This window comes from Streptomyces kebangsaanensis, assembly GCF_001906585.1.
Taxonomy (GTDB): Bacteria; Actinomycetota; Actinomycetes; order Streptomycetales; family Streptomycetaceae; genus Streptomyces; species Streptomyces kebangsaanensis.
This window is the reverse complement of record NZ_JUJA01000156.1, coordinates 34,290-56,852: the sequence shown is the minus strand read 5'-3', so window position 1 is coordinate 56,852 and position 22,563 is coordinate 34,290. Positions and strand designations below refer to the sequence as shown.

Annotated in this window: 20 protein-coding genes and 1 pseudogene; 9 read left to right on the top strand and 12 right to left on the bottom strand. The window is 68.6% G+C overall.

The genetic code is table 11. From position 1 onward, the window contains the following. From RH94_RS44675 to dnaA, 8 genes and pseudogenes are all read right to left on the bottom strand, one after another. Window positions 1-227, bottom strand: a pseudogene (locus tag RH94_RS44675) (DUF3566 domain-containing protein); the annotation flags it as partial. A gap of 18 nt (window positions 228-245) precedes the next feature. Further along, window positions 246-2,843 (bottom strand): DNA gyrase subunit A, encoded by a 2,598-nt coding sequence (gyrA, locus tag RH94_RS26525; protein ID WP_073950638.1) that lies wholly within the window; start codon window positions 2,841-2,843, stop codon window positions 246-248. A gap of 42 nt (window positions 2,844-2,885) precedes the next feature. After that, window positions 2,886-4,943: a DNA topoisomerase (ATP-hydrolyzing) subunit B gene (gyrB, locus tag RH94_RS26520; protein WP_199881066.1), complete on the bottom strand. Its 2,058-nt coding sequence runs from the start codon at window positions 4,941-4,943 to the stop codon at window positions 2,886-2,888. A gap of 396 nt (window positions 4,944-5,339) precedes the next feature. After that, window positions 5,340-5,888: a DUF721 domain-containing protein gene (locus RH94_RS26515; RefSeq protein WP_073950635.1), complete on the bottom strand. Its 549-nt coding sequence runs from the start codon at window positions 5,886-5,888 to the stop codon at window positions 5,340-5,342. Next, the gene (gene recF, locus RH94_RS26510; protein WP_073950633.1) at window positions 5,885-7,006 is read right to left on the bottom strand and encodes a DNA replication/repair protein RecF; all 1,122 of its coding nucleotides are present in this window, start codon (window positions 7,004-7,006) and stop codon (window positions 5,885-5,887) included. Before recF ends, RH94_RS26515 begins: the two co-directional genes overlap by 4 nt. Window positions 7,007-7,080: 74 nt before the next feature. Then, entirely contained in the window at window positions 7,081-7,959 is an 879-nt protein-coding gene (gene gnd / locus RH94_RS26505) for a phosphogluconate dehydrogenase (NAD(+)-dependent, decarboxylating) (protein ID WP_073950631.1), read from the bottom strand. A gap of 173 nt (window positions 7,960-8,132) precedes the next feature. Then, on the bottom strand, window positions 8,133-9,263 hold the full coding sequence (gene dnaN / locus RH94_RS26500) for a DNA polymerase III subunit beta (protein ID WP_073950629.1): 1,131 nt from the start codon (window positions 9,261-9,263) through the stop codon (window positions 8,133-8,135). A 940-nt stretch (window positions 9,264-10,203) separates the two neighbouring features. Beyond that, window positions 10,204-12,129: a chromosomal replication initiator protein DnaA gene (gene dnaA / locus RH94_RS26490; RefSeq protein ID WP_073950625.1), complete on the bottom strand. Its 1,926-nt coding sequence runs from the start codon at window positions 12,127-12,129 to the stop codon at window positions 10,204-10,206. Between the two features lie 374 nt (window positions 12,130-12,503). On the opposite strand from dnaA, the gene rpmH reads away from it, so the two are divergent. From rpmH to RH94_RS26445, 9 genes are all read left to right on the top strand, one after another. Further along, a complete protein-coding gene (rpmH, locus tag RH94_RS26485; protein WP_003956500.1) occupies window positions 12,504-12,641 on the top strand; it encodes a 50S ribosomal protein L34 in 138 nt (45 codons plus the stop codon). 21 nt (window positions 12,642-12,662) lie between these two features. Then, window positions 12,663-13,034 carry a ribonuclease P protein component gene (gene rnpA, locus RH94_RS26480; protein WP_073950623.1) on the top strand — a complete coding sequence of 124 codons (372 nt, stop codon included), beginning with the start codon at window positions 12,663-12,665 and terminating at the stop codon, window positions 13,032-13,034. Next, window positions 13,031-13,384 carry a membrane protein insertion efficiency factor YidD gene (gene yidD, locus RH94_RS26475; RefSeq protein ID WP_073950621.1) on the top strand — a complete coding sequence of 118 codons (354 nt, stop codon included), beginning with the start codon at window positions 13,031-13,033 and terminating at the stop codon, window positions 13,382-13,384. Before rnpA ends, yidD begins: the two co-directional genes overlap by 4 nt. A gap of 3 nt (window positions 13,385-13,387) precedes the next feature. Continuing rightward, complete coding sequence (gene yidC, locus RH94_RS26470) at window positions 13,388-14,662, top strand: membrane protein insertase YidC (protein WP_073950619.1); 1,275 nt, start codon at window positions 13,388-13,390, stop codon at window positions 14,660-14,662. 15 nt (window positions 14,663-14,677) lie between these two features. Beyond that, complete coding sequence (locus RH94_RS26465; protein WP_073950617.1) at window positions 14,678-15,190, top strand: Jag family protein; 513 nt, start codon at window positions 14,678-14,680, stop codon at window positions 15,188-15,190. A 115-nt stretch (window positions 15,191-15,305) separates the two neighbouring features. Next, entirely contained in the window at window positions 15,306-16,022 is a 717-nt protein-coding gene (rsmG, locus tag RH94_RS26460) for a 16S rRNA (guanine(527)-N(7))-methyltransferase RsmG (protein WP_073950615.1), read from the top strand. Between the two features lie 252 nt (window positions 16,023-16,274). Then, window positions 16,275-17,348, top strand: coding sequence for a ParA family protein (locus RH94_RS26455; RefSeq protein ID WP_073950779.1), 1,074 nt, complete (start codon window positions 16,275-16,277; stop codon window positions 17,346-17,348). Beyond that, window positions 17,345-18,454, top strand: coding sequence for a ParB/RepB/Spo0J family partition protein (locus tag RH94_RS26450; RefSeq protein ID WP_073950613.1), 1,110 nt, complete (start codon window positions 17,345-17,347; stop codon window positions 18,452-18,454). The genes RH94_RS26455 and RH94_RS26450 overlap by 4 nt, the downstream gene beginning before the upstream one ends. Window positions 18,455-18,667: 213 nt before the next feature. Then, complete coding sequence (locus tag RH94_RS26445; RefSeq protein WP_073950611.1) at window positions 18,668-19,285, top strand: GNAT family N-acetyltransferase; 618 nt, start codon at window positions 18,668-18,670, stop codon at window positions 19,283-19,285. 93 nt (window positions 19,286-19,378) lie between these two features. Here RH94_RS26445 and trxA read toward each other — a convergent pair whose 3' ends face one another. The 4 genes from trxA to sigM form a co-directional block, all read right to left on the bottom strand. After that, window positions 19,379-19,711: a thioredoxin gene (gene trxA / locus RH94_RS26440; protein ID WP_073950609.1), complete on the bottom strand. Its 333-nt coding sequence runs from the start codon at window positions 19,709-19,711 to the stop codon at window positions 19,379-19,381. 45 nt (window positions 19,712-19,756) lie between these two features. Then, entirely contained in the window at window positions 19,757-20,728 is a 972-nt protein-coding gene (gene trxB, locus RH94_RS26435; protein ID WP_073950607.1) for a thioredoxin-disulfide reductase, read from the bottom strand. Between the two features lie 197 nt (window positions 20,729-20,925). After that, window positions 20,926-21,828, bottom strand: a complete 903-nt coding sequence (locus RH94_RS26430) for an anti-sigma factor (RefSeq protein WP_073950605.1) — start codon at window positions 21,826-21,828, stop codon at window positions 20,926-20,928. After that, window positions 21,825-22,550 carry an RNA polymerase sigma factor SigM gene (sigM, locus tag RH94_RS26425; protein WP_073950603.1) on the bottom strand — a complete coding sequence of 242 codons (726 nt, stop codon included), beginning with the start codon at window positions 22,548-22,550 and terminating at the stop codon, window positions 21,825-21,827. The genes RH94_RS26430 and sigM overlap by 4 nt, the downstream gene beginning before the upstream one ends. Window positions 22,551-22,563 lie beyond the last annotated feature (13 nt).

Below are 22,563 nucleotides of genomic sequence, written 5' to 3'. Positions count from 1 at the left end.
GGGCCCGCCTGCCGGCCGGCCGCGGTCCGGCCCTGCTGGGACTGCGAGCCTCGGGCGTCCGTCACCGTTGCCCCCTGGGATCCGTGCGCGTCGGTCGCGGGCGACTTGAGCGCCTGCAGATTGGTCGTGCGCGTGTCCACCGCACTCGCGGCGGAGCCACGGCCGCCGCCGTCCGCTTCCGTACCAGTGGAGGTACCGGCCGATCCGGCGCCCGTGGCTCCGCTCACGATGACTCTCTCCTCGTACTACTCGGCCGAGGGCGCCTCACCCTCGTCCGTACCGGCGGTCGCGACACTTTCGGCGGTGTCGTCCACGGCCACGTCGCCGTCGACTTCCTCCGCCTCGCGCCCCGCCTCGGCGTTACGTGCAATACCTACGACGGCATCGCGCTTGCCCAGGTTGATCAGTTGGACGCCCATGGTGTCACGGCCCGTCTCCCTGACCTCGTTGACTCGCGTACGAATCACGCCGCCAGAGAGCGTGATGGCGAGGATCTCGTCGTTCTCCTCGACCACCAGCGCGCCCACGAGCGAACCGCGGTCCTCCACGATCTTGGCAGCCTTGATGCCGAGGCCGCCACGGCCCTGGACGCGGTACTCGTCGACTCGGGTCCGCTTGGCGTACCCACCGTCAGTGGCAGTGAACACGAACGTACCGGGTCGAACAACATTCATCGAGAGCAGTTCGTCGCCCTCGCGGAAACTCATGCCCTTGACACCCGAGGTGGCACGGCCCATGGGACGCAGAGTGGCGTCCGAGGCGGTGAACCTGATCGACTGCGCCTTCTTGCTGATCAGCAGCAGATCGTCCTCGGCCGAGACGAGTTCGGCTCCGATCAGTTCGTCGTCGGATCCGTCCTCCTGCGCGCGCAGGTTGATCGCGATGACACCACCGGAGCGTGGCGAATCGTAATCCTTCAGAGGCGTCTTCTTGATCAGACCGGCCTTGGTGCCGAGCACCAGGTACGGCGCCGCCTCGTAGTCGCGGATCGCGAGGATCTGGGCGATGGCCTCGTCCGGCTGGAAGGCGAGGAGGTTCGCCACGTGCTGCCCGCGCGCGTCCCGGCCCGCGTCCGGCAGCTCGTACGCCTTCGCCCGGTACACCCGGCCCTTGTTGGTGAAGAACAGCAGCCAGTGGTGCGTGGTGGAGACGAAGAAGTGGTCGACGATGTCGTCCTCCTTCAGCTTCGTCCCGCGTACGCCCTTGCCGCCGCGCTTCTGGGCACGGTAGTCGTCGGTCTTGGTGCGCTTGATGTAGCCGCCGCGGGTGACCGTGACGACGATGTCCTCCTCGGCGATCAGGTCCTCGATGGACATGTCGCCCTCGTACGGGATCAGCTTGGTCTGGCGGTCGTCGCCGTACTTCTCGACGATCGCGGCCAGCTCCTCGCTGACGATCCCGCGCTGGCGCACCGGGGAGGCCAGGATCTGGTTGTACTCGTTGATCTTGGCCTGGAGTTCGTCGTGCTCCTGGACGATCTTCTGCCGCTCCAGGGCGGCCAGGCGGCGCAGCTGCATCTCGAGGATGGCGTTGGCCTGGATGTCGTCGATCTCCAGCAGGCTCATCAGGCCCTCGCGCGCGACCTCGACGGTCGCACTGCGCCTGATCAGCGCGATGACCTCGTCGATGGCGTCCAGGGCCTTCAGCAGGCCGCGCAGGATGTGCGCCCGCTCCTCGGCCTTGCGCAGCCTGAAGCGCGTACGGCGGACGACGACCTCGATCTGGTGCGTCACCCAGTGGCGGATGAACGCGTCCAGCGACAGCGTCCGCGGCACGCCGTCGACCAGCGCCAGCATGTTGGCGCCGAAGTTCGTCTGCAGGTCGGTGTGCTTGTACAGGTTGTTCAGGACGACCTTGGCGACCGCGTCCCGCTTCAGCACGATGACCAGGCGCTGGCCGGTGCGGGAGCTCGTCTCGTCGCGGACGTCCGCGATACCGCCGATCTTGCCGTCCTTCACCAGGTCGGCGATCTTCTGCGCGAGGTTGTCCGGGTTGACCTGGTACGGCAGCTCCGTGACCACCAGGCACTGGCGGTTCTGGATCTCCTCCACCTCGACCACCGCGCGCATGGTGATCGAGCCGCGGCCGGTGCGGTACGCCTCCTCGATGCCCTTGCGGCCCACCACCAGGGCGCCGGTCGGGAAGTCCGGGCCCTTGATGCGCTCGATCAGGGCCTCCAGGAGCTCCTCGTGGGAGGCCTCCGGGTTCTCCAGGTACCACTGGGCGCCGGCGGCGACCTCGCGCAGGTTGTGCGACGGGATGTTGGTCGCCATGCCGACCGCGATACCGGCCGAGCCGTTGATCAGCAGGTTCGGGAAGCGGGAGGGCAGGACGGTCGGCTCCTGGGAGCGGCCGTCGTAGTTGTCCGTGAAGTCGACGGTCTCCTCGTCGATGTCGCGGACCATCTCCATCGACAGCGGCGCCATCTTGCACTCGGTGTAGCGCATGGCCGCCGCCGGGTCGTTGCCCGGCGAGCCGAAGTTGCCGTTGGAGTCCACCAGCGGCATCCGCATCGCCCACGGCTGCGCCAGGCGCACCAGCGCGTCGTAGATCGAGGAGTCGCCGTGCGGGTGGTAGTTGCCCATGACGTCGCCGACGACACGGGCGCACTTGTAGAAGCCGCGGTCGGGGCGGTACCCGCCGTCGTACATGGCGTACAGCACGCGGCGGTGGACGGGCTTGAGACCGTCACGCACGTCCGGCAGCGCACGCGAGACGATGACGGACATCGCGTAGTCGAGGTAGGAGCGCTGCATCTCCGTCTCGAGCCCGACGGGCTCGATGCGCAGCACGGTCTCGCCCTCGGGGTCTTCAGGCGTGACGGGGGTGTTCTCGTCGGCCATTGCTGGTGGGATTCCTTCCTGGTGCGGTCAGCTGAGACCGACTCAGATGTCGAGGAAGCGGACGTCCTTGGCGTTGCGCTGGATGAACTGCCGGCGGGCCTCGACGTCCTCGCCCATCAGGACCGAGAACAGGTCGTCGGCCTGGGCGGCGTCGTCGAGGGTGACCTGGCCGAGGACACGGTGGTCGGCGTCCATGGTGGTCACGCGCAGTTCCTCGGCGTTCATCTCGCCGAGGCCCTTGAAGCGCTGGATCGAGTCCTCCCGGACCCGCTTGCCACGCTGGCGGCCCATCTCGAGCAGCGCGTCGCGCTCACGGTCGGAGTACGCGTACTCGACGTCCTCCCGGCCCCACTTGATCTTGTACAGCGGAGGACGGGACAGGAACACGTGCCCGGCCTCGACCAGCGGCCGCATGAAGCGGAACAGGAAGGTCAGCAGCAGCGTGTTGATGTGCTGACCGTCGACGTCGGCGTCCGCCATCAGGATGATCTTGTGATAGCGGAGCTTGTCGATGTCGAAGTCCTCGTGCACACCCGTGCCGAACGCGGAGATCAGCGCCTGGATCTCCTGGTTCTGCAGGATCTTGTCCAGGCGTGCCTTCTCCACGTTGAGGATCTTGCCGCGGATCGGGAGGATCGCCTGGTACTCCGGGTTGCGGCCGGACTTGGCCGAACCGCCGGCGGAGTCGCCCTCGACGATGAAGATCTCGCACTTGGTGGGATCGTTCGACTGGCAGTCGGAGAGCTTGCCCGGCAGGGACGCCGACTCCAGGAGGCCCTTGCGACGGGTGAGGTCCCGGGCCTTGCGGGCCGCCACGCGCGCGGTGGCCGCCTGGATGCCCTTGCGGACGATGTCCGCGGCCTCGTTCGGGTTGCGGTCCAGCCAGTCGGTCAGGTGCTCGTAGACCGCCTTCTGGACGAAGGTCTTCGCCTCCGTGTTGCCCAGCTTGGTCTTGGTCTGGCCCTCGAACTGCGGCTCGCTCAGCTTGACCGAGACGATCGCCGTCAGCCCCTCGCGGATGTCGTCACCCGTGAGGTTGTCGTCCTTCTCGCGCAGCAGCTTCTTGTCCCGCGCGTACTTGTTGATCAGCGAGGTCAGCGCCGCACGGAAGCCCTCCTCGTGCGTGCCGCCCTCGTGGGTGTGGATGATGTTGGCGAACGAGTACACGCCTTCGCTGTAGCCGCTGTTCCACTGCATCGCGACCTCAAGGGACAGGCTCTTGTCCTTGTCCTCGGCCTCAAGGTCGATCACCGTGGGGTGCACCACTTCCCCCTTGCGGGAGTTGAGGTACTTCACGAAGTCGACGATGCCGCCGTCGTAGCGGTACGTGACGGCCTTGACCTCGTCCTTCTCGTCCGCGCCCGCCTCGTCCGCGCCGGAGGTGGCCTTCGCCGACTCCCGCTCGTCGGTCAGCCTGATCGTCAGACCCTTGTTGAGGAACGCCATCTCCTGGAAGCGCCGCGACAGCGTCTCGAAGGAGTAGTCGGTGGTCTCGAAGATGTCCGGGTCGGCCCAGAACGTGACCGACGTGCCGCTCTCGTCCGTCTCCTCGTGCCGGGCCAGCGGCGCCGTCGGGACGCCCATCTTGTACTCCTGCGTCCAGCGGTGGCCGTCGGTCCTGATCTCCACGGACACCTTGCTGGACAGGGCGTTCACGACGGACACACCCACACCGTGCAGACCGCCGGACACCGCGTAGCCGCCGCCGCCGAACTTGCCGCCCGCGTGCAGGACCGTCAGCACGACCTCGACGGCCGGCTTGTTCTCGGAGGGGACGATGCCCACCGGGATGCCACGGCCGTTGTCGACCACACGCACGCCGCCGTCGGCCAGGATGGTCACGTCGATGGTGTCCGCGTACCCGGCCAGCGCCTCGTCGACGGAGTTGTCGACCACTTCCTGTACGAGGTGGTGCAGGCCACGCTCACCGGTTGAACCGATGTACATACCGGGTCGCTTGCGGACCGCGTCCAGGCCCTCGAGTACGGTGATCGCGCTGGCGTCGTAGGAGGCCGCGACCTCACCGCTCGAGGAGACGGCACCGTTCACGCCGGCGTCGGTGGACGGGATGTTCTCGTTGGGGTTGCCGGAATCGGCCACGAAGCGCCCTTTCTGGCACAGCACGAGCCGGGCTCGTCGGCGGGTTGCCGGAGCGGCTGCGGCATGTTGCGTTGATAAGCCTTGATCAGCGTTGCTCAGCTTTTCCCGGACGGTCCCCACGTTCGGGGCGGGATTGCCTTCCAGTCTACCGGTAGCGCTGACAGTGATGGGTGTTTGCCGGTACCTGAGTACGCATGTGGCGCCCTGAACCGGTCTTGGCCGGGTACCGATATGCACAAGGGGGCTCCAAGGGGCTCACAGCGGCACTCAGCGCTTCCGGGCATCAACCCTTCGCTACCCCCGCGTCAGGTCGGGATTCGCAAGAGCGTGCGGTCGTACGACAAGCGACCGCCGGCCCCCGCCACACGCCTCCTCGAACCCATGGTGTGAGGTCCGTCACCCATAGGTGTCACCGGGCCCCCTGCTGCCCGGCGCCCGCAACGGCCCGTACCCACGGCCACCCCCACCAGGTCCGAAAACCCTGATCATCCCGACCGCTCCATGCCCGAGATCCTCGTTCAGCCGGGCCACCAGCGTCGGGGCCAGCAGACGCAGATTCGTCGCCCACGCGGTCGAATCGCAGCGCACCGTCAGCACCCGCTCGACCTCGTCGTACCTCTCCGGCACACAGTGCTTGGCCACATCCGGACCCACGATCTGCGGCCAGCGCCCCACCACACCGCCCACCGCGGCCGGCGCCTCCCAGCCACGCTCCGTGATCAACCGGTTGATCGCCGCACCGAGCGCCATCGGGTCACGGCCGTCGGCGCGCGCGCCGGAGCGCAGACCACCACGCCGCGCCCGCTTCCCCTGCTGCGCCGCGTCCCCACGCGCGCGTGCCGCCTCCCTCGCCGCACGCAGCGCCACACGCGCGAGATCCACACCGGACGGCTCGGCCGCCTTCCCCGGGCGGTCGTGAGGGACGGGGTCCCGCTCGGTGCTCATACGCGCTCCACCGCCCCGTCCGACACCACGAACCGCGTCCCCGCCAGTACGTGCGGCACGTCGTCGTCCACCGCGGCCGTCACCAGGACCTGCTCACCGGGCGCGACCAGCTCGGCCAGCCGCTCACGGCGCCGTGTGTCCAGCTCGGCGAAGACGTCGTCGAGGATCAGCACCGGCTCGTTGCCCTCCGCCCGCAACAGGTCGTACGACGCCAGACGCAACGCCAGCGCATACGACCAGGACTCCCCGTGGGAGGCGTACCCCTTGGCCGGCAACCGACCGAGCCTGAGCACCACGTCGTCCCGATGCGGCCCCACGAGCGTCACACCCCGCTCGATCTCCTGCTTGCGGACCTCGGCGAGCGCGGTCATCAGCTGCCCGAAGAGCTCCTCACGCGTATGTGCCCCACCGGGCGCGGACGGCTTGTACTCCAGCGCCAGCGGACCACCGCCCGGAGCCAGCTGTTCGTACGCCTTGTCCGCCAGCGGCTGCAACACGGCGACCAGGTCCAGGCGCCGGGCCAGCAGCTCCGCACCCGCGCGCGCGAGGTGCTGGTCCCACACGTCCAGCGTGGACAGATCCATCGAACGGCCACCGTGCCGACGCGCCAGCGCGGCCGACTTCAGCAGCGTGTTGCGCTGCTTGAGCACCCGCTCGTAGTCCGAGCGCACCCCCGCCATCCGCGGGGAGCGCGCGACGACCAGCTCGTCCAGGAAACGCCGCCGCTCCCCCGGATCGCCCTTCACCAGCGCCAGGTCCTCCGGCGCGAACAGCACGGTCCGTACGATTCCCAGCACATCCCGCGGTTTGACCTGCGAGGACCGGTTGATACGGGCCCGGTTGGCCCGGCCGGGATTCAGCTCCAGCTCGACCAGCTGCTGCCGCTCGCCCTGCCTGACCTGCGCCCGGACCACCGCCCGCTCGGCACCCATACGGACCAGGGGCGCGTCGGAGGCGACGCGGTGACTGCCGAGCGTGGCGAGATAGCCGATCGCCTCGACGAGGTTCGTCTTGCCCTGGCCGTTCGGACCGACGAACGCCGTGACGCCCGGGCCGAGCGGGACCTCGGCCCGGGCGTACGAGCGGAAGTCGGCCAGCGACAGATGCGTGACGTGCATGGTCGTACGCCGACCTCCCCCGGCGACGTGGACCACTCGGTGGCCCTGTGGACTGCTTCTTGCCTACTGCTTCTTCACTGCTTCTTCTCTACGGCATGACCGCCGAACTGGTTGCGCAGCGCGGCGATCATCTTCATCTGCGGCGAGTCCTCCTGGCGCGAGGAGAACCGCGCGAACAGCGAAGCCGTGATCGCCGGCAGCGGCACGGCGTTGTCGATGGCGGCCTCCACGGTCCACCGGCCCTCACCGGAGTCCTGCGCGTACCCCTTCAGCTGCTGCAGATGCTCGTCGTCGTCGAGGGCGTTCACAGCCAGGTCGAGCAGCCAGGAGCGGATGACGGTGCCCTCCTGCCAGGAGCGGAAGACCTCGCGGACGTTGTCCACGGAGTCGACCTTCTCCAGCAGCTCCCAGCCCTCGGCGTAGGCCTGCATCATCGCGTACTCGATGCCGTTGTGGACCATCTTCGCGAAGTGACCCGCGCCCACCTTGCCGGCGTGCACCGCGCCGAAGTCGCCCTCCGGCTTGAGCGCGTCGAAGACCGGCCGCACCTTGGCGACGTACTCCGCCTCGCCGCCGTACATCAGCGCATAGCCGTTCTCCAGGCCCCACACGCCGCCCGAGACGCCGCAGTCGACGAAGCCGATGCCCTTGGCGGCCAGCTCCTCGGCGTGCCTCTCGTCGTCCGTCCAGCGGGAGTTCCCGCCGTCCACGACGACGTCGCCGGGCTCCAGCAGCTCGGCGAGCGTGTCGATCGTGGTCTGGGTGGGCTCGCCGGCCGGCACCATCACCCAGACCACGCGCGGGGCCTGAAGCTTGCCCACGAGCTCTTCCAGGCTGTGGACGTCCGCGAGGTCGGGGTTGCGGTCGTATCCGACGACGGTGTGGCCCGCGCGGCGTATCCGCTCGCGCATGTTGCCGCCCATCTTGCCGAGGCCGACGAGACCGAGCTCCATCAGTTGCGTTCCTTAGGTTGCACGACGTGGCGTTCCGGCACTTCCGTGCCTGCGTCCGAGCCTAAACCCGGACGCTCGCGCACATCCGTGGGCATACGCGCTCATACGTACACCCACACCTGAGGCCCGCCACCTGCGGAAATCCGCTCGGTCCGGCTGACCGGCCCGGCCGGTCAGCCGCTGAGCCGCACCGGCATGATCAGGTACTTGTAGGCCTCGTCCGCCTCGGCGTCCACCGCCGGCTTGCCGCTGAGCAGCGCGGGCTTGGTGGACGTCGTGAAGGACAGCTGCGCCACCGGGGAGTCGATGGCGCTCAGGCCGTCCAGCAGGAACGTCGGGTTGAAGGCGATGGAGATGTCGTCGCCGTCCAGCTGCGCGTCCACCCTTTCCACAGCCTGTGCGTCGTCGCTGGAACCGGCCTCCAGGATCAGCACGCCCTGCTCGAAGCTCAGCCGCACCGGGGTGTTGCGCTCGGCGACCAGGGCCACGCGCTTGACGGCCTCCACGAAGGGAGCGGTCTCGATGACGGCGACCGAGTTGAACTCGGTGGGGAACAGCGTGCGGTACTTCGGGAGGTCGCCCTCCAGCAGACGCGTGGTCGTACGCCGCCCGGCACCCTCGAAACCGATCAGGCCCTCACCCGCACCGGAACCGGACAGCGCCAGCGTCACGCTGTCGCCGCTGGTCAGCGCCTTGGCGGTGTCCAGCAGGGTCTTGGCGGGCACCAGGGCGACCGCGGAGGCGTCCGGGTTCTCCGGCTTCCACAGGAACTCGCGGACCGCGAAGCGGTAGCGGTCGGTGGAGGCCAGCGTGACCGTGTCGCCCTCGATCTCGATGCGGACACCGGTCAGGACGGGCAGCGTGTCGTCGCGGCCCGCCGCGATGGCGACCTGCTGCACGGCGGAGGCGAAGACCTCGCCCGGGACCGTGCCCGTCGCGCCCGGCATCTGCGGGAGCGCCGGGTACTCCTCCACAGGCAGTGTGTGCAGCGTGAAGCGGGACGAACCGCAGACCACCGTGGCCCGTACACCGTCCGTGGAAATCTCCACCGGCCGGTTGGGCAGGGCGCGGGAGATGTCGGCGAGCAGGCGGCCGGAGACCAGGACCGTGCCCTCCTCCTCGACCTCGGCCTCCACCGACACGCGCGCGGAGACCTCGTAGTCGAAGCTGGACAGGCTCAGCTGGCCGTCCTCCGCCTTCAGCAGCAGGCCGGCGAGAACAGGCGCCGGCGGACGGGCCGGAAGGCTGCGTGCCGCCCAGGCCACTGCCTCCGCGAGTACGTCGCGTTCCACCCGGATCTTCACGGTAAGCCGCCTCCTGCTGTTGCTGCTGAGTCGCTGCTGAGTCCTCCGACTCGGCGTCACCGCCCACTGCGACGGGAAGGACACCGAGGACCAGTCTGACGCACGGCACTGACAGTAGGTGCCCGTCGGGGTCAAGTCGCTTCGAGGGGCGGTCGGGCCCGGGAGGGCGAGTTGTGCACAGGCCCCGCTTCGAAACGAATTCCGCGCTCTCTCTAGTCGGGAGTAGTAGTAGGGGCTGTGGATACCGTGGATAACCACGTTTGCCCAGCTCAGCGCGGAGATTTTGTCCACGGGCCCTGTGGGTGGCACCGGTGGACAACTCGGGGGCTCTGTGGAGAACGGGAAGTTCTGCACACCCCGCCCACAGGCCGAGGGCAGTTCTCCCCAACTGCGTCCCCAGTTTTACCCACGTTTCCCACACCCCAATCCGGCACCTCGGTGTGACAGCTTTCACTCGACGCGGTGAGCGGCCGCCTCGGGTTGCCGAACAGTGGACAGGACTGTGGAGAAGCCGCCGATGGCTGGGGACAACAGGGCCTGACCTGTGGGTTGCCGGTGGACAACTCGGCGAGGGGCTTGTGGACCCCCGCTTTGTCCACAGCCTGTGGAGATCGCTCATCCACGGATCCACAGGCCGGTGAGCTGGGCAGATGATCTCTCAACAGCTCTGCCTGTGGATGCCGTCTGGACAACTTGGCGGTCCCCAGGATGTGGACGGGAAAAAGTTCCCGAATCTGTGGAGGGGGGCCGTAACCCCGGGCGGAATCGAACAGTGGGGGTGGCCCAGGAGGTGCCGGGGCGGGTGCCGGGCGTGGGGGAAGCGGGCCGGCGCCGGTGCCGGGGCGGGCCGGGCGGCGCGAGAGGGCTCCGGGAGGCCCCGGGTACGGCGAGGGGCGCCCCCGGGACTGCCGGGGCGCCCCTCGCGCCGTACTGCCGCTTCTCAGCCGTTCTTGATGCGGTTGGTCAGCTCCGTGACCTGGTTGTAAATGGAGCGTCGCTCGGCCATCAGCGCGCGGATCTTGCGGTCGGCGTGCATGACGGTGGTGTGGTCACGGCCGCCGAACTGCGCGCCGATCTTCGGCAGCGACAGGTCGGTCAGCTCGCGGCACAGGTACATGGCGATCTGCCGGGCGGTCACCAGGGCGCGGCCGCGGGAGGTGCCGCACAGGTCCTCGACCGTGAGACCGAAGTAGTCGGCCGTGGCCGCCATGATGGCCGTCGCCGTGATCTCCGGGGCGGTGTCCTCGCCGCCGGGGATGAGGTCCTTGAGGACGATCTCGGTCAGGCCCAGGTCCACCGGCTGCCGGTTGAGCGAGGCGAACGCGGTCACCCGGATCAGCGCGCCCTCCAGCTCGCGGATGTTGCGCGAGATCCGGGAGGCGATGAACTCCAGCACCTCCGGCGGAGCGTTCAGCTGTTCCTGTACCGCCTTCTTGCGCAGGATGGCGATGCGCGTCTCCAGCTCGGGTGGCTGGACGTCGGTGATCAGTCCCCACTCGAACCGGTTGCGCAGCCGGTCCTCCAGGGTCACCAGCTGCTTGGGCGGCCGGTCGCTGGAGAGCACGATCTGCTTGTTGGCGTTGTGCAGGGTGTTGAAGGTGTGGAAGAACTCCTCCTGCGTCGACTCCTTGTCCGCGAGGAACTGGATGTCGTCGACGAGCAGGATGTCCATCTCGCGGTAGCGCTTGCGGAAGCTGTCGCCCTTGCCGTCGCGGATGGAGTTGATGAACTCGTTGGTGAACTCCTCGGAGCTGACGTACCGCACGCGTGTACCCGGGTACAGGCTGCGCGCGTAGTGCCCGATCGCGTGCAGCAGGTGCGTCTTGCCGAGCCCGGACTCCCCGTAGATGAACAGCGGGTTGTAGGCCTTGGCCGGCGCTTCGGCGACGGCGACCGCGGCGGCGTGTGCGAAGCGGTTGGAGGCGCCGATGACGAACGTGTCGAAGAGGTACTTCGGGTTCAGGCGGGCGGTCGGTTCGCCGGGTCCGGGCGCGGGCGCGGGCTGTGCGGCGAGGGGGCCGGGGGCGCCGGTGGTGGGAGGGTTCGGGCCCATGGGGCCGCCGCGGTGCGCCTGGCCGGAGCCGGACGGCGGTTCCGGCAGTTCGCGGCGGCCGGAGTCGCGCTGGTCGTAGTCGGGGCGGGACAGGTCGTACGGCGGGCGGTCCATCGGCTGCGGACGGTAGTCCTGGACCGGTACCTGCGGAGGGTAGGAGTCCTGCGGGCCGTAGGGGTCCTGCGCGGAGGGGGAGGCGTAGGGGTCCCGCTCGGGGAAGCCGAGCCGCTGCTGCTGCCAGCCGTAGTCGTCGTGGGTGCGGCGGGGCCAGGCGCCGGGTTCGGGGCGCTGGTAGTCGGCGTACTCCGCGGGGTAGGCGGGGCGGGCGGTCGGCAGCGGGTCGGAGTCGTCGGACGGCTGGGGGCCGGTGCGCGGGAGCGGCAGCGGGTCGCCTCCGGCGCCCGGGAGCTGGTCGGCGCGGCCGGGGCGGTGGCTGTCGGGCCGGCGTCGGCCGTAGGGCTCGTAGCCGCCCTGGCCGGTGGGCAGCTCCTGCTCCTCGTAGCGCGGTGCGGGCGGTGCGGGGGGCTGGTGCTCGCCGACGGAGCTGTCGACGGTGATGGCGATGCGGATGGGGCGGCCGCATTCGCGGCTCAGCGTCTCGCTGACGACCGGGGCGAGGCGTCCCTCGAGGACGCCCTTGGCGAACTCGTTCGGCACGGCGAGCAGGGCGGTGTCGGCGACCAGCGCGAGCGGCTGGCAGCGCCGGATCCAGTGTTCGTCCTTGACCTCGACGCCCTGTCCGCGGCCGTCGCCGAGGAGTTGTTCCAGGACTCGTGGCCACACTGCGGCAAGATCGGCAGGTACGTCAGCCACAGGGCACGCTCTCTCACGGGTCCCACGAACGTGTGGTTCGGGACGGGTCGGTATCTATTCGGGTGGGGCGGGGGACAAGGGAACGAATCGGAGTTCAGCCACGGTAGTCAGCGCGGCGGGTACGGTTCAAGTTGTTGTCCCCAGGCTGTGGACAGTGTCTCTCCGTGTCCCGTGGTTTGACCGGACGGCGCAGCCGCGCGTACCGTAGCGAGGTCGAGTTGTCGATGGCTGCTGCCGCCTGCCTCCGATGGGCACAGATCGCGTCAAGGTGATCGGTAAGCGGTGCACTCGGGCGTAACTGCGAGCTACTCGTGGGCGCACGGTGACAGCCAGGACGGCACCCCGCCACTACTGATTCTTTCTGGAGCCCCCGAGTGAGCAAGCGCACCTTCCAGCCGAACAACCGTCGTCGCGCGAAGACCCACGGCTTCCGGCTGCGTATGCGCACCCGTGCCGGCCGCGCGATTCTCGCGTCCCGCCGCAGCAAGGGTCGCGCCCGTCTGTCCGCCTGATCCCGGTCAGGTCATGACGTCGTGCTGCCCACCGAGAACCGGCTGAGGCGGCGCGAGGACTTCGCGACCGCGGTACGACGAGGGCGCCGGGCCGGACGCCCGCTTCTCGTCGTCCATCTACGTAGCGGTGCCACGGACCCGCACGCGCCTGGGGAGAGCGCTCCTCCGCCGCGTGCGGGTTTCGTCGTGAGCAAGGCCGTGGGTGGGGCGGTCGTGCGCAACACGGTGAAGCGCAGACTTCGTCATCTGATGCGTGACAGGGTCGCCCTGTTGCCCCCCGGTAGCCTGGTAGTCGTACGAGCGCTGCCCGGTGCGGGCGACGCCGAGCACGCACAGCTGGCCCAAGACCTGGATGCCGCCCTTCGACGACTGCTGGGAGGGGGCGCGCGATGAAGTACCCGCTGCTGGTTCTGATCAAGTTGTACCAGTGGACCATCAGCCCGTTGCTCGGGCCGGTGTGCAAGTACTACCCGTCGTGTTCCCACTACGGCTACACGGCCATCGACCGGCACGGTGCGATCAAGGGGACGGCACTGACTGCCTGGCGGATCCTGCGGTGCAACCCGTGGTCGCTGGGCGGTGTGGACCATGTTCCGCCGCGCAAGCGTCCGCGGTGGCACGAAATGCTGCGCAGCGCCTGGCGCGCACGCAAGGGCGGGCCCTCCGCCGCCGAAACGGCCACCGACAGGGACATCCTGCCGAGCCCGGCCGCAGAGACCTCGTCCCATGCCCAAGGAGCATGATTAGTGGACACGATTGCCAGCCTCTTCAGCTTCATCACAACACCCGTTTCCTGGGTCATCGTCCAGTTCCACACGGTGTACGGTGCGCTCTTCGGACCTGACACCGGGTGGGCCTGGGGCCTGTCCATCGTGTCCCTGGTGATTCTGATCCGTATCTGCCTGATCCCGCTGTTCGTGAAGCAGATCAAGGCGACGCGGGCGATGCAGACGCTCCAGCCGGAGATGAAGAAGATCCAGGAGCGTTACAAGAACGACAAGCAGCGTCAGTCCGAAGAGATGATGAAGCTGTACAAGGAGTCGGGTACCAACCCGCTCTCCTCGTGCCTTCCCATCCTGGCGCAGTCGCCGTTCTTCTTCGCCCTGTACCACGTGCTCAACGGCATCGCCTCGGGCAAGACCATCGGTTTCATCAACGACCAGCTGCTGGCCAGCGCGCAGAAGGCACACATCTTCGGCGCCCCGCTGGCCGCGAAGTTCATGGACAGCCCGTCCAAGGTCGATGCGCTCAACGCCTCGTTGGCCGATGTGCGGATCGTCACCGCGGTCATGATCATTCTGATGTCGGCGTCGCAGTTCTACACGCAGCGCCAGCTGATGACGAAGAACGTCGACACGACGGTGAAGACGCCGTTCATGCAGCAGCAGAAGATGCTGATGTACGTCTTCCCGGTCATGTTCGCCGTCTTCGGCATCAACTTCCCGGTCGGTGTCCTCGTCTACTGGCTGACCACCAACGTGTGGACCATGGGCCAGCAGATGTACGTCATCCACAACAACCCGACCCCGGGTTCCAAGGCCCAGGCCGCGTACCTCGAGCGCCTCTTCAAGCACGTCACGCACCACGGCAAGACCCGCAGCCGGAGTGAGAAGGCCGTCGTCAAGGCGATCGTCGCCAAGGGCCGTGACCGCAACGAGTTCGAGCGCAAGTTCATCAACGGTCTGAACAAGGCGGGCCTGGCGGCTCAGGCCGACGGTGCCGTGGTGAAGAGCGAGAGCGTCGCGGTCGCGCAGTCCGAGGACGGTACGACCACCACCGTCACCGCCCAGCGTCGTCAGCAGCCCAAGCGGCAGAGCAAGGCGCAGCGCCAGTCGGGTGGTGCCAAGACGGCCGGTGAGGCCACGGCGTCCCCGTCGTTGAGCAAGTCCGACCAGCCGCAGGGAGCCTCGTCCGGAGCGGCCAAGGAGGCCGCCCCGGCGCCGGGCAACGGTACCCGCAGCCGGGCCCAGTCCGGCCAGCGCAAGGGTCCGCAGCGGCCCAAGTCCCCGTCCAAGAAGTAAGAAGGAGCCCATCCCGTGACGGAAGGCACCACCTCCGCCGCTGCCGAGGGCGCAGACGCCCTGACCCGCCTGGAGCAGGAGGGCGAGATCGCGGCGGACTACCTCGAGGGTCTGCTGGACATCGCCGACCTCGACGGTGACATCGACATGGATGTCGAGGCCGACCGCGCCTCTGTCTCGATCATCAGCGACACCGGCAGCCGTGATCTGCAGAAGCTGGTCGGCCATGACGGCGAGGTGCTGGAGGCGCTGCAGGAGCTCACGCGGCTGGCCGTGCACCGGGAGACCGGTGACCGCAGCCGTCTGATGCTGGACATCGCCGGCTACCGCGCCAGGAAGCGTGCCGAGCTGTCCGAGCTGGGCGCCAAGGCCGCGGCCGAGGCCAAGAGCAGCGGTGAGCCCGTGAAGCTGAAGCCGATGACTCCGTTCGAGCGCAAGGTCGTGCACGACGCGGTCAAGGCCGCGGGTCTGCGCAGCGAGTCCGAGGGCGAGGAGCCGCAGCGCTTCGTCGTCGTGCTTCCCGCCTGAGCGGTCCCACGTTCCACCGGCCCCGTCTGCCTGCAGGCGGGGCCTTATTTTGTCAGCCTGGTAGTTCTGGTGGTCGGCGCTGGTCGCGCTGATGTGGTACGGAAGGACGGTCCCCGTGACGGAGGCAGCGGAGCTCCCCCCTGCGCCCGAGCAGGCACGTGACGTATTCGGTGATCGCTTCGCAGACGCGGTCCGGTACGCCGAGCTGCTGGCCGAGACAGGGGTGCAGCGAGGGCTCATCGGCCCGCGTGAGGTACCCCGTCTGTGGGAGCGGCACCTGCTGAACTGTGCGGTGCTCTCCGAGGTCGTGCCCGAGGGGGTGACGGTGTGCGATGTCGGATCGGGCGCCGGCCTGCCGGGCATTCCGCTGGCGCTGGTCCGGGAGGACCTGAAGATCACGTTGCTGGAGCCGCTGCTGCGGCGGACCAATTTCCTCACCGAGGTCGTCGAGCTGCTGGGGCTCGATCACGTCACGGTCGTCCGTGGACGGGCCGAGGAAGTGATGGGCAAGATCCCGCCGGTGCATGTGGTGACCGCCCGGGCGGTCGCCCCGCTGGACCGCCTGGCCACCTGGGGCATTCCGCTGCTGCGCCCTTACGGCGAGATGCTCGCCCTCAAGGGGGACGCGGCCGAGGAGGAGCTGAAGAGCGCGGCTGCCGCACTGACCAAGCTCGGCGCGGTGGAGACATCCATCCTGCATGTGGGTGAGGGGATCGTGGATCCCCAGTCCACCGTCGTGCGGGTCGAGGTCGGGGAGAGCCCGGGCGGTGTGCGCTTCGCGGCCAAGCGCGCGAAGGCGGCTCGGGCGGGACGGGTGCGACGGCGCCGGTAGTCGGACATATTCCACGTAAGGCGTCAAACCTGTACATGCCGGAGTGTCGCGACAGTTCGGCCGCGGTCGCTGTGCATCGTGTTTCACGTGAAACGTCGCTCACTGTTGCACGGCATCATCAACCGTGGCCGCGCTGCGGCCCACCCTCGCGACCGCAAGTCGCTCGGTTCACTCGGACAGGGAACGGAGTTGTCCACAGAGGTGGATTTCTCCACAGAACGGCAGACCTCACTGGTTCACGACCCCGAGGGCATGGGAGGCTCTGTTCATTGCGAGCCTGAAGTCGAGGAGAGTGAATCCTTGCGGTCCGACGCCAACATCGCGGGACCGATGACCGATCCGGTCCCCGGTCCCCGTACCGAGTCGACGGGGGAGGATGTTTCACGTGAAACACCGCCCCCGATGGACGACACTCCCATCGGTCGTGCTGCCCAACTGGCGGTCGAGGCTCTGGGCCGCGCCGGCGCGGGTCTGCCCCGGCCCGAACAGACCCGCGTCATTGTGGTCGCCAACCAGAAGGGCGGCGTGGGCAAGACGACGACGACCGTCAACCTTGCCGCTTCGCTGGCTCTGCACGGCGGTCGTGTCCTGGTGATCGACCTCGACCCGCAGGGCAATGCCTCCACCGCGCTGGGCATCGACCACCACGCGGAGGTGCCTTCCGTCTACGACGTGCTGGTGGAGAGCAGGCCGCTGGCCGAGGTCGTCCAGCCCGTCCCCGATGTCGAGGGTCTCTTCTGTGCCCCTGCCACGATCGATCTCGCCGGCGCGGAGATCGAGCTGGTGTCCCTGGTGGCGCGAGAGAGCCGGCTGCAGCGGGCGATCCAGGCCTACGAGCAGCCACTGGACTACATCCTCATCGACTGCCCGCCCTCCCTCGGTCTGCTGACGGTCAACGCCATGGTCGCCGGTCAGGAGGTCCTCATCCCGATCCAGTGCGAGTACTACGCACTGGAGGGTCTGGGGCAGCTGCTGCGCAATGTCGACCTGGTGCGGGGGCACCTCAACCCCGCCCTGCACGTGTCGACCATCCTGCTCACCATGTACGACGGCCGGACGCGTCTTGCGTCCCAGGTCGCGGAAGAGGTGCGCAGCCACTTCGGCGAGGAGGTGTTGCGGACGAGCATCCCCCGCTCCGTCCGTATCTCCGAGGCGCCGAGCTATGGGCAGACGGTGCTGACTTACGATCCAGGATCGAGCGGTGCCCTCTCCTATCTTGAGGCGGCACGAGAAATCGCGTTGAGGGGTGTCGGTGTCAGCTATGACGCCACGCACGCCCACATCGGCGCACAGAGTGATCCAAACATGGTGGAGGGGATTCAGTGAGCGAGCGACGGAGGGGGCTGGGTCGTGGTCTCGGCGCACTGATTCCCGCTGCCCCGGCCGCAGAGAAACCGTCGGCCCCGGCGACCGCGGGAGGCACTGCACCCACGTCGCCCACGGCCGTCCCGGTGCTGACCGGCGACCGGGGGGTGGCGGCGGCGAAGGTGACCATGTTGCCGCCTGTTTCACGTGAAACAGAGGAGCCGTCGTCGAGCAGCACGGCGGAGGCCCCTGCGGTTCCGATGGGCGCCCACTTCGCCGAGATCCCCCTCGACTCCATCACACCGAACCCTCGCCAGCCGCGTGAGGTCTTCGACGAGGACGCGCTGGCCGAGCTCGTCACCTCCATCAAGGAGGTCGGGCTCCTCCAGCCCGTCGTCGTACGGCAGCTCGGCCCCGCGCGCTACGAGCTCATCATGGGCGAACGGCGCTGGCGGGCCTGCCGTGAGGCGGGGCTCGAGGCGATCCCGGCGATCGTGCGGGCGACGGACGACGAGAAGCTTCTTCTGGACGCCCTGCTGGAGAACCTGCACCGGGCCCAGCTGAACCCGCTGGAGGAGGCGGCCGCCTACGACCAGCTGCTGAAGGACTTCAACTGCACGCACGATCAGCTGGCGGACCGCATCGGCCGCTCCCGCCCGCAGGTCTCCAACACCTTGCGGCTGCTGAAGCTCTCGCCGGCGGTGCAGCGCCGAGTTGCTGCCGGAGTCCTCTCCGCAGGGCATGCGCGGGCGCTGCTCTCGGTGGAGGACTCCGAGGAGCAGGACCGGCTGGCCCACCGGATCGTCGCCGAGGGACTGTCGGTACGGGCGGTCGAGGAGATCGTCACCCTGATGGGATCGCGGCCGACGACGGCACCGCGCTCCAAGGGCCCCCGTGCCGGGACCCGGGTCTCTCCGGCCCTGTCGGATCTGGCCACTCGTCTGTCCGACCGTTTCGAGACCCGGGTAAAGGTCGACCTGGGGCAGAAGAAGGGCAAGATCACCGTCGAGTTCGCCTCCATGGAGGACCTGGAGCGCATTCTCGGCACGCTGGCTCCGGGTGAGGGCCCGGTCCTGCAGAAGAGCCTTCTGGACGGCGGGGCAGAGGAAACGGAGTCGGACGCCTGAGACCCGTTCGGGGAGAGCGTCGAGTCGACCGTTCGGCAGAAGCGGGCCGTGTCCGGTGTGTACCGGAACAGGGCCCGCTCTTTGCTTTCAGCCGGTATCGACACAATCGCATCCTGGTTACGATGCGTTCGGATATGCGCATCCACCTGCCCGCATCTGTGATGGACGCCCGCTCATGACGCCTGAGGGTGGAGGAAGTGAGGAGCAGTCTTCATGGGCCGTAGGCTCGTACCGCTCACGCTGGACAACCTTCAGGACCTTCCCAAGCGCTGTCGTGCGTGTGTTTTCTGGGAGTTGGATCCCGTCAGCGGCGAAGCCGCGGTGAAAGCGGGTACGCCCGCACTGGAAAAGGAAGCGTGGATCTCCGCCGTCCTGCTGGACTGGGGTTCCTGCGGCCGGGTCGTCTACGTCGACGACGTGCCCGTGGGCTTCGTGCTCTACGCTCCCCCCGCCTACGTCCCCCGTTCCACGGCGTTCCCCACGAGCCCCGTCTCACCGGACGCGGTGCAGCTGATGACCGGCTTCATCATGCCGGGCTACCAGGGGCAGGGGCTGGGCCGGGTGATGGTCCAGACGGTCGCGAAGGACCTGCTGCGGCGGGGCTTCAAGGCCATCGAGGCATTCGGCGACGCCCGCTGGAAGGAACCGGCCTGTATGCTCCCGGCCGACCACCTGCTGGCCGTGGGGTTCAAGACGGTCCGGCACCACCCCACCCATCCGCGGCTGCGGCTGGAACTGCGGTCGACGCTGTCGTGGAAGGAAGACGTGGAGATGGCGCTCGACCGGCTTCTGGGAGCCGTGCAGAAGGAACCGGCGCTGCGGCCGCTGTAGGCGAGCCGGCTTACACGAATGGGCCCACCCCGTCGGGTGGGCCCATTCGTGTTTCACGTGAAACATGCGCCGTCGTTGCGACGATCCGTCACGTCACTCGGCGATGAACTCCTCGAGGTCGCGGACGATCGCGGCCTTCGGCTTGGCGCCCACGATGGTCTTGGCGACCTCGCCGTTCTGGTAGACGTTCAGGGTCGGGATGGACATGACGCCGTACTTGGCGGCCGTGTTCGGGTTCTCGTCGATGTTGAGCTTGACGATTTCGATCTTGTCACCGTACTCGGTGGCGATCGCCTCGAGGGACGGAGCGATCTGGCGGCAGGGGCCGCACCAGGCGGCCCAGAAGTCCACCAGGACGGGCTTGTTGCTCTTGAGGACGTCCTGCTCGAAAGTGTCGTCGGTCACGTTCTTCAGGGTGCCGGCCACGGTGGGCTCCTTAACTGGTCGTGCGTGGGGTGGGGTGGCGGGGGCTCAGACGGTGGACTTCTCGGGCTCGGCCTTCTGCTCGTTGTCCGCGACGGCCGCGAGGAAGCGCTCTGCGTCCAGGGCCGCGGAGCAGCCGGTGCCGGCCGCGGTGATCGCCTGGCGGTAGGTGTGGTCGACCACGTCACCGGCGCCGAAGACACCGGTGACGTTGGTGCGGGTGGACGGCGAGGCGACCTTCAGGTAGCCCTCCTCGTCCAGCTCCAGCTGGCCCTTGAAGAGCTCGGTGCGCGGATCGTGGCCGATCGCGATGAACAGGCCCGTCACCGGCAGGTCCGAGAGCTCACCGGTCTTGACGTTGCGCAGCTTCAGGCCGGAGAGCTTCTGGTCGCCCTGGACCTCGGCGACCTCACTGTCCCAGACGAACGTGATCTTCGGGTCGGCGAAGGCGCGCTCCTGCATCGCCTTGGAGGCGCGCAGGGTGTCCCGGCGGTGGACGACGGTGACGGACTTGGCGAAGCGGGAGAGGAAAGTGGCCTCTTCCATGGCGGTGTCGCCGCCACCGATCACGGCGATGTCCTGGTCCTTGAAGAAGAAGCCGTCACAGGTGGCGCACCAGGAGACGCCCCGGCCGGTGAACGCGTCCTCGTTCGGCAGGCCGAGCTTGCGGTGCTGCGAGCCGGTGGCGACGATGACGGCCTTCGCCCGGTGCACCGTGCCCGCCGTGTCCGTGACGGTCTTGATCTCTCCGGTCAGGTCGACGGAGACGACGTCGTCCGGGACGAGCTCGGCTCCGAAGCGCTCAGCCTGCGCACGCATGTTGTCCATGAGGTCGGGGCCCATGATGCCGTCGCGGAAGCCCGGGAAGTTCTCCACGTCGGTGGTGTTCATCAGCGCGCCACCCGCGGTGACGGCCCCCTCGAAGACCAGCGGCTTCAGCGACGCGCGCGCGGTGTAGAGCGCCGCCGTGTAGCCGGCGGGCCCGGAGCCGATGATGATCACGTTACGGACGTCGCTCACGGCTTGATTCCTCGTCTCTGGACTGTGTCGTACGGCCGGTGGGAGCCCTGTCTCACAGCTCTCACCCCATCCAACGGATCCTACGGGGCGAGCATTCCCGGTGTGCCCGGGCACACGGAGGCGCGTCAGCGTACGGGATACCACGGGGCGCGAGAACCCAAGCGTGCGCGCTCAGGAAACGCGCGAAGGAGTGCCGGCTAACGCGCGTAGGAGTGCTGCAGCAGGACCTTGGGCACGGCCGAAGGGTCTTGGACACAGCTCGCGTCGACCAGGTAGGCCGTGACGCGGGTGCTGTCGCCGGAAGGGTCGGGCAGCACGACGAGATAGGCGTCCTTGCCGTCGTAGGTGCCCGTCTGGGCGGCGAGTGGGGCGCCGGAGCCGCTGATGCCCTGCCGGACGCACGAGGGCACCGTGACCGTGGCTTCCTTCATGATCCTCGGTTTACCGGTGCCCGGAGCGGAGCCCACGCCGAAGCTGCGCGGGGCCCGGGTGTCTGCCGACGCTTTCCGGACCTGAAGGAGATCCGCGACCTGGGTCTCGAGCGTTCCCTCGGAGAAGGTGTCCGTGGACGCGCTCGGCCGGTCGTGTGCCGTGGTGGCGGAACCCTTGTCGTCATGCAGGGTCGCCACCACTACGGAAGCGACGCCCAGGGCGACCACGGCGAAGGCGGAGCCCAGGACGGCGATCCTGCGACGTCCGCGCCGGGTGCGGGCCTTGCGGCCCGGCCCGGTGCTGGAAGTGCGAGCACGGCCGGAGGGGCGGCCCGCCGCCGATGTTTCACGTGAAACATGTGCGTTCCCGGCGACGGAGCCGGACTCGACCGGCTTTGTGACTTCGGCGTCCTCGACCGTCTTGGCGGCTTCGGCGGCGAGGGCCGCGTCGATACGGTCCACGACGTCGTCGGGCATGCCCGACGGGTCCGGCAGGGTGCCGAGCAGACCGCGGATCTCCTCCAGCGACGCGTGGACTTCGGCGCACGGCTCGCACTCGTTCAGATGCCGTCGAAGGTCCGTGGCCCGGGAGAGGCCGAGAAGGCCCTCGGCGAGGTCGGAGATCTCCGTGACGTCCGGGTGCCCGGCCGCGTCCGTCGTGGTTGTCACGCTCGCCCACCTCCGCCCTTCACAGCAGCTGAATCGCTCGGTCCCGTGCTCTGTGCGTCCGCGCCCTCAGGACCCGCTGCCGGTGGGACGGACACCTCCTGAGTCCGGTTCCGTCTCGCACCCGGTTCCTTCTCGTCGCCGGTGCTTTCCAGCCGTAGATGGGTGAGCAGCGGCAGGAGTCTTGCCCTGCCCCGGGCGCAACGGCTCTTCACCGTCCCGGTCGGCACATCGAGGATGCGGGCGGCCTCGGCGACCGGGTAGCCCTGCATGTCCACGAGGACCAGCGCGGCCCGCTGGTCGGGCGGCAGGGTGCCCAGCGCCTCGACGAGCTGCCGCTGCACGTCGTTCCTCTCGGCGGGTGCCGAGGCCGACTCGTGCGGCTCCAGCAACTGCTCCAGGCGCTCGGTGTCGTCCACCGGTGAGGTCTTCCGCGAGGCCGCCTTGCGGGCCCGGTCCAGACAGGCGTTCACCGTGATCCGGTGCAGCCAGGTCGTGACGGCCGACTGCCCCCGGAAGGTGTGGGCGGCCCGGTAGGCCGAGACGAACGCGTCCTGAACCGCGTCGGCGGCCTCCTCACGGTCGCCCAGCGTACGCAGGGCGACCGCCCAGAGCCGGTCGCGGTGACGCCGTACGAGCTCACCGAAGGCGTCGGGGTCACCTTCCACATGGTGGGCCAGGAGGTCCTGATCGCTTGCGTCGCCGTATGCGGTGCCGTCCGCCATCGGCCCCCTCCCC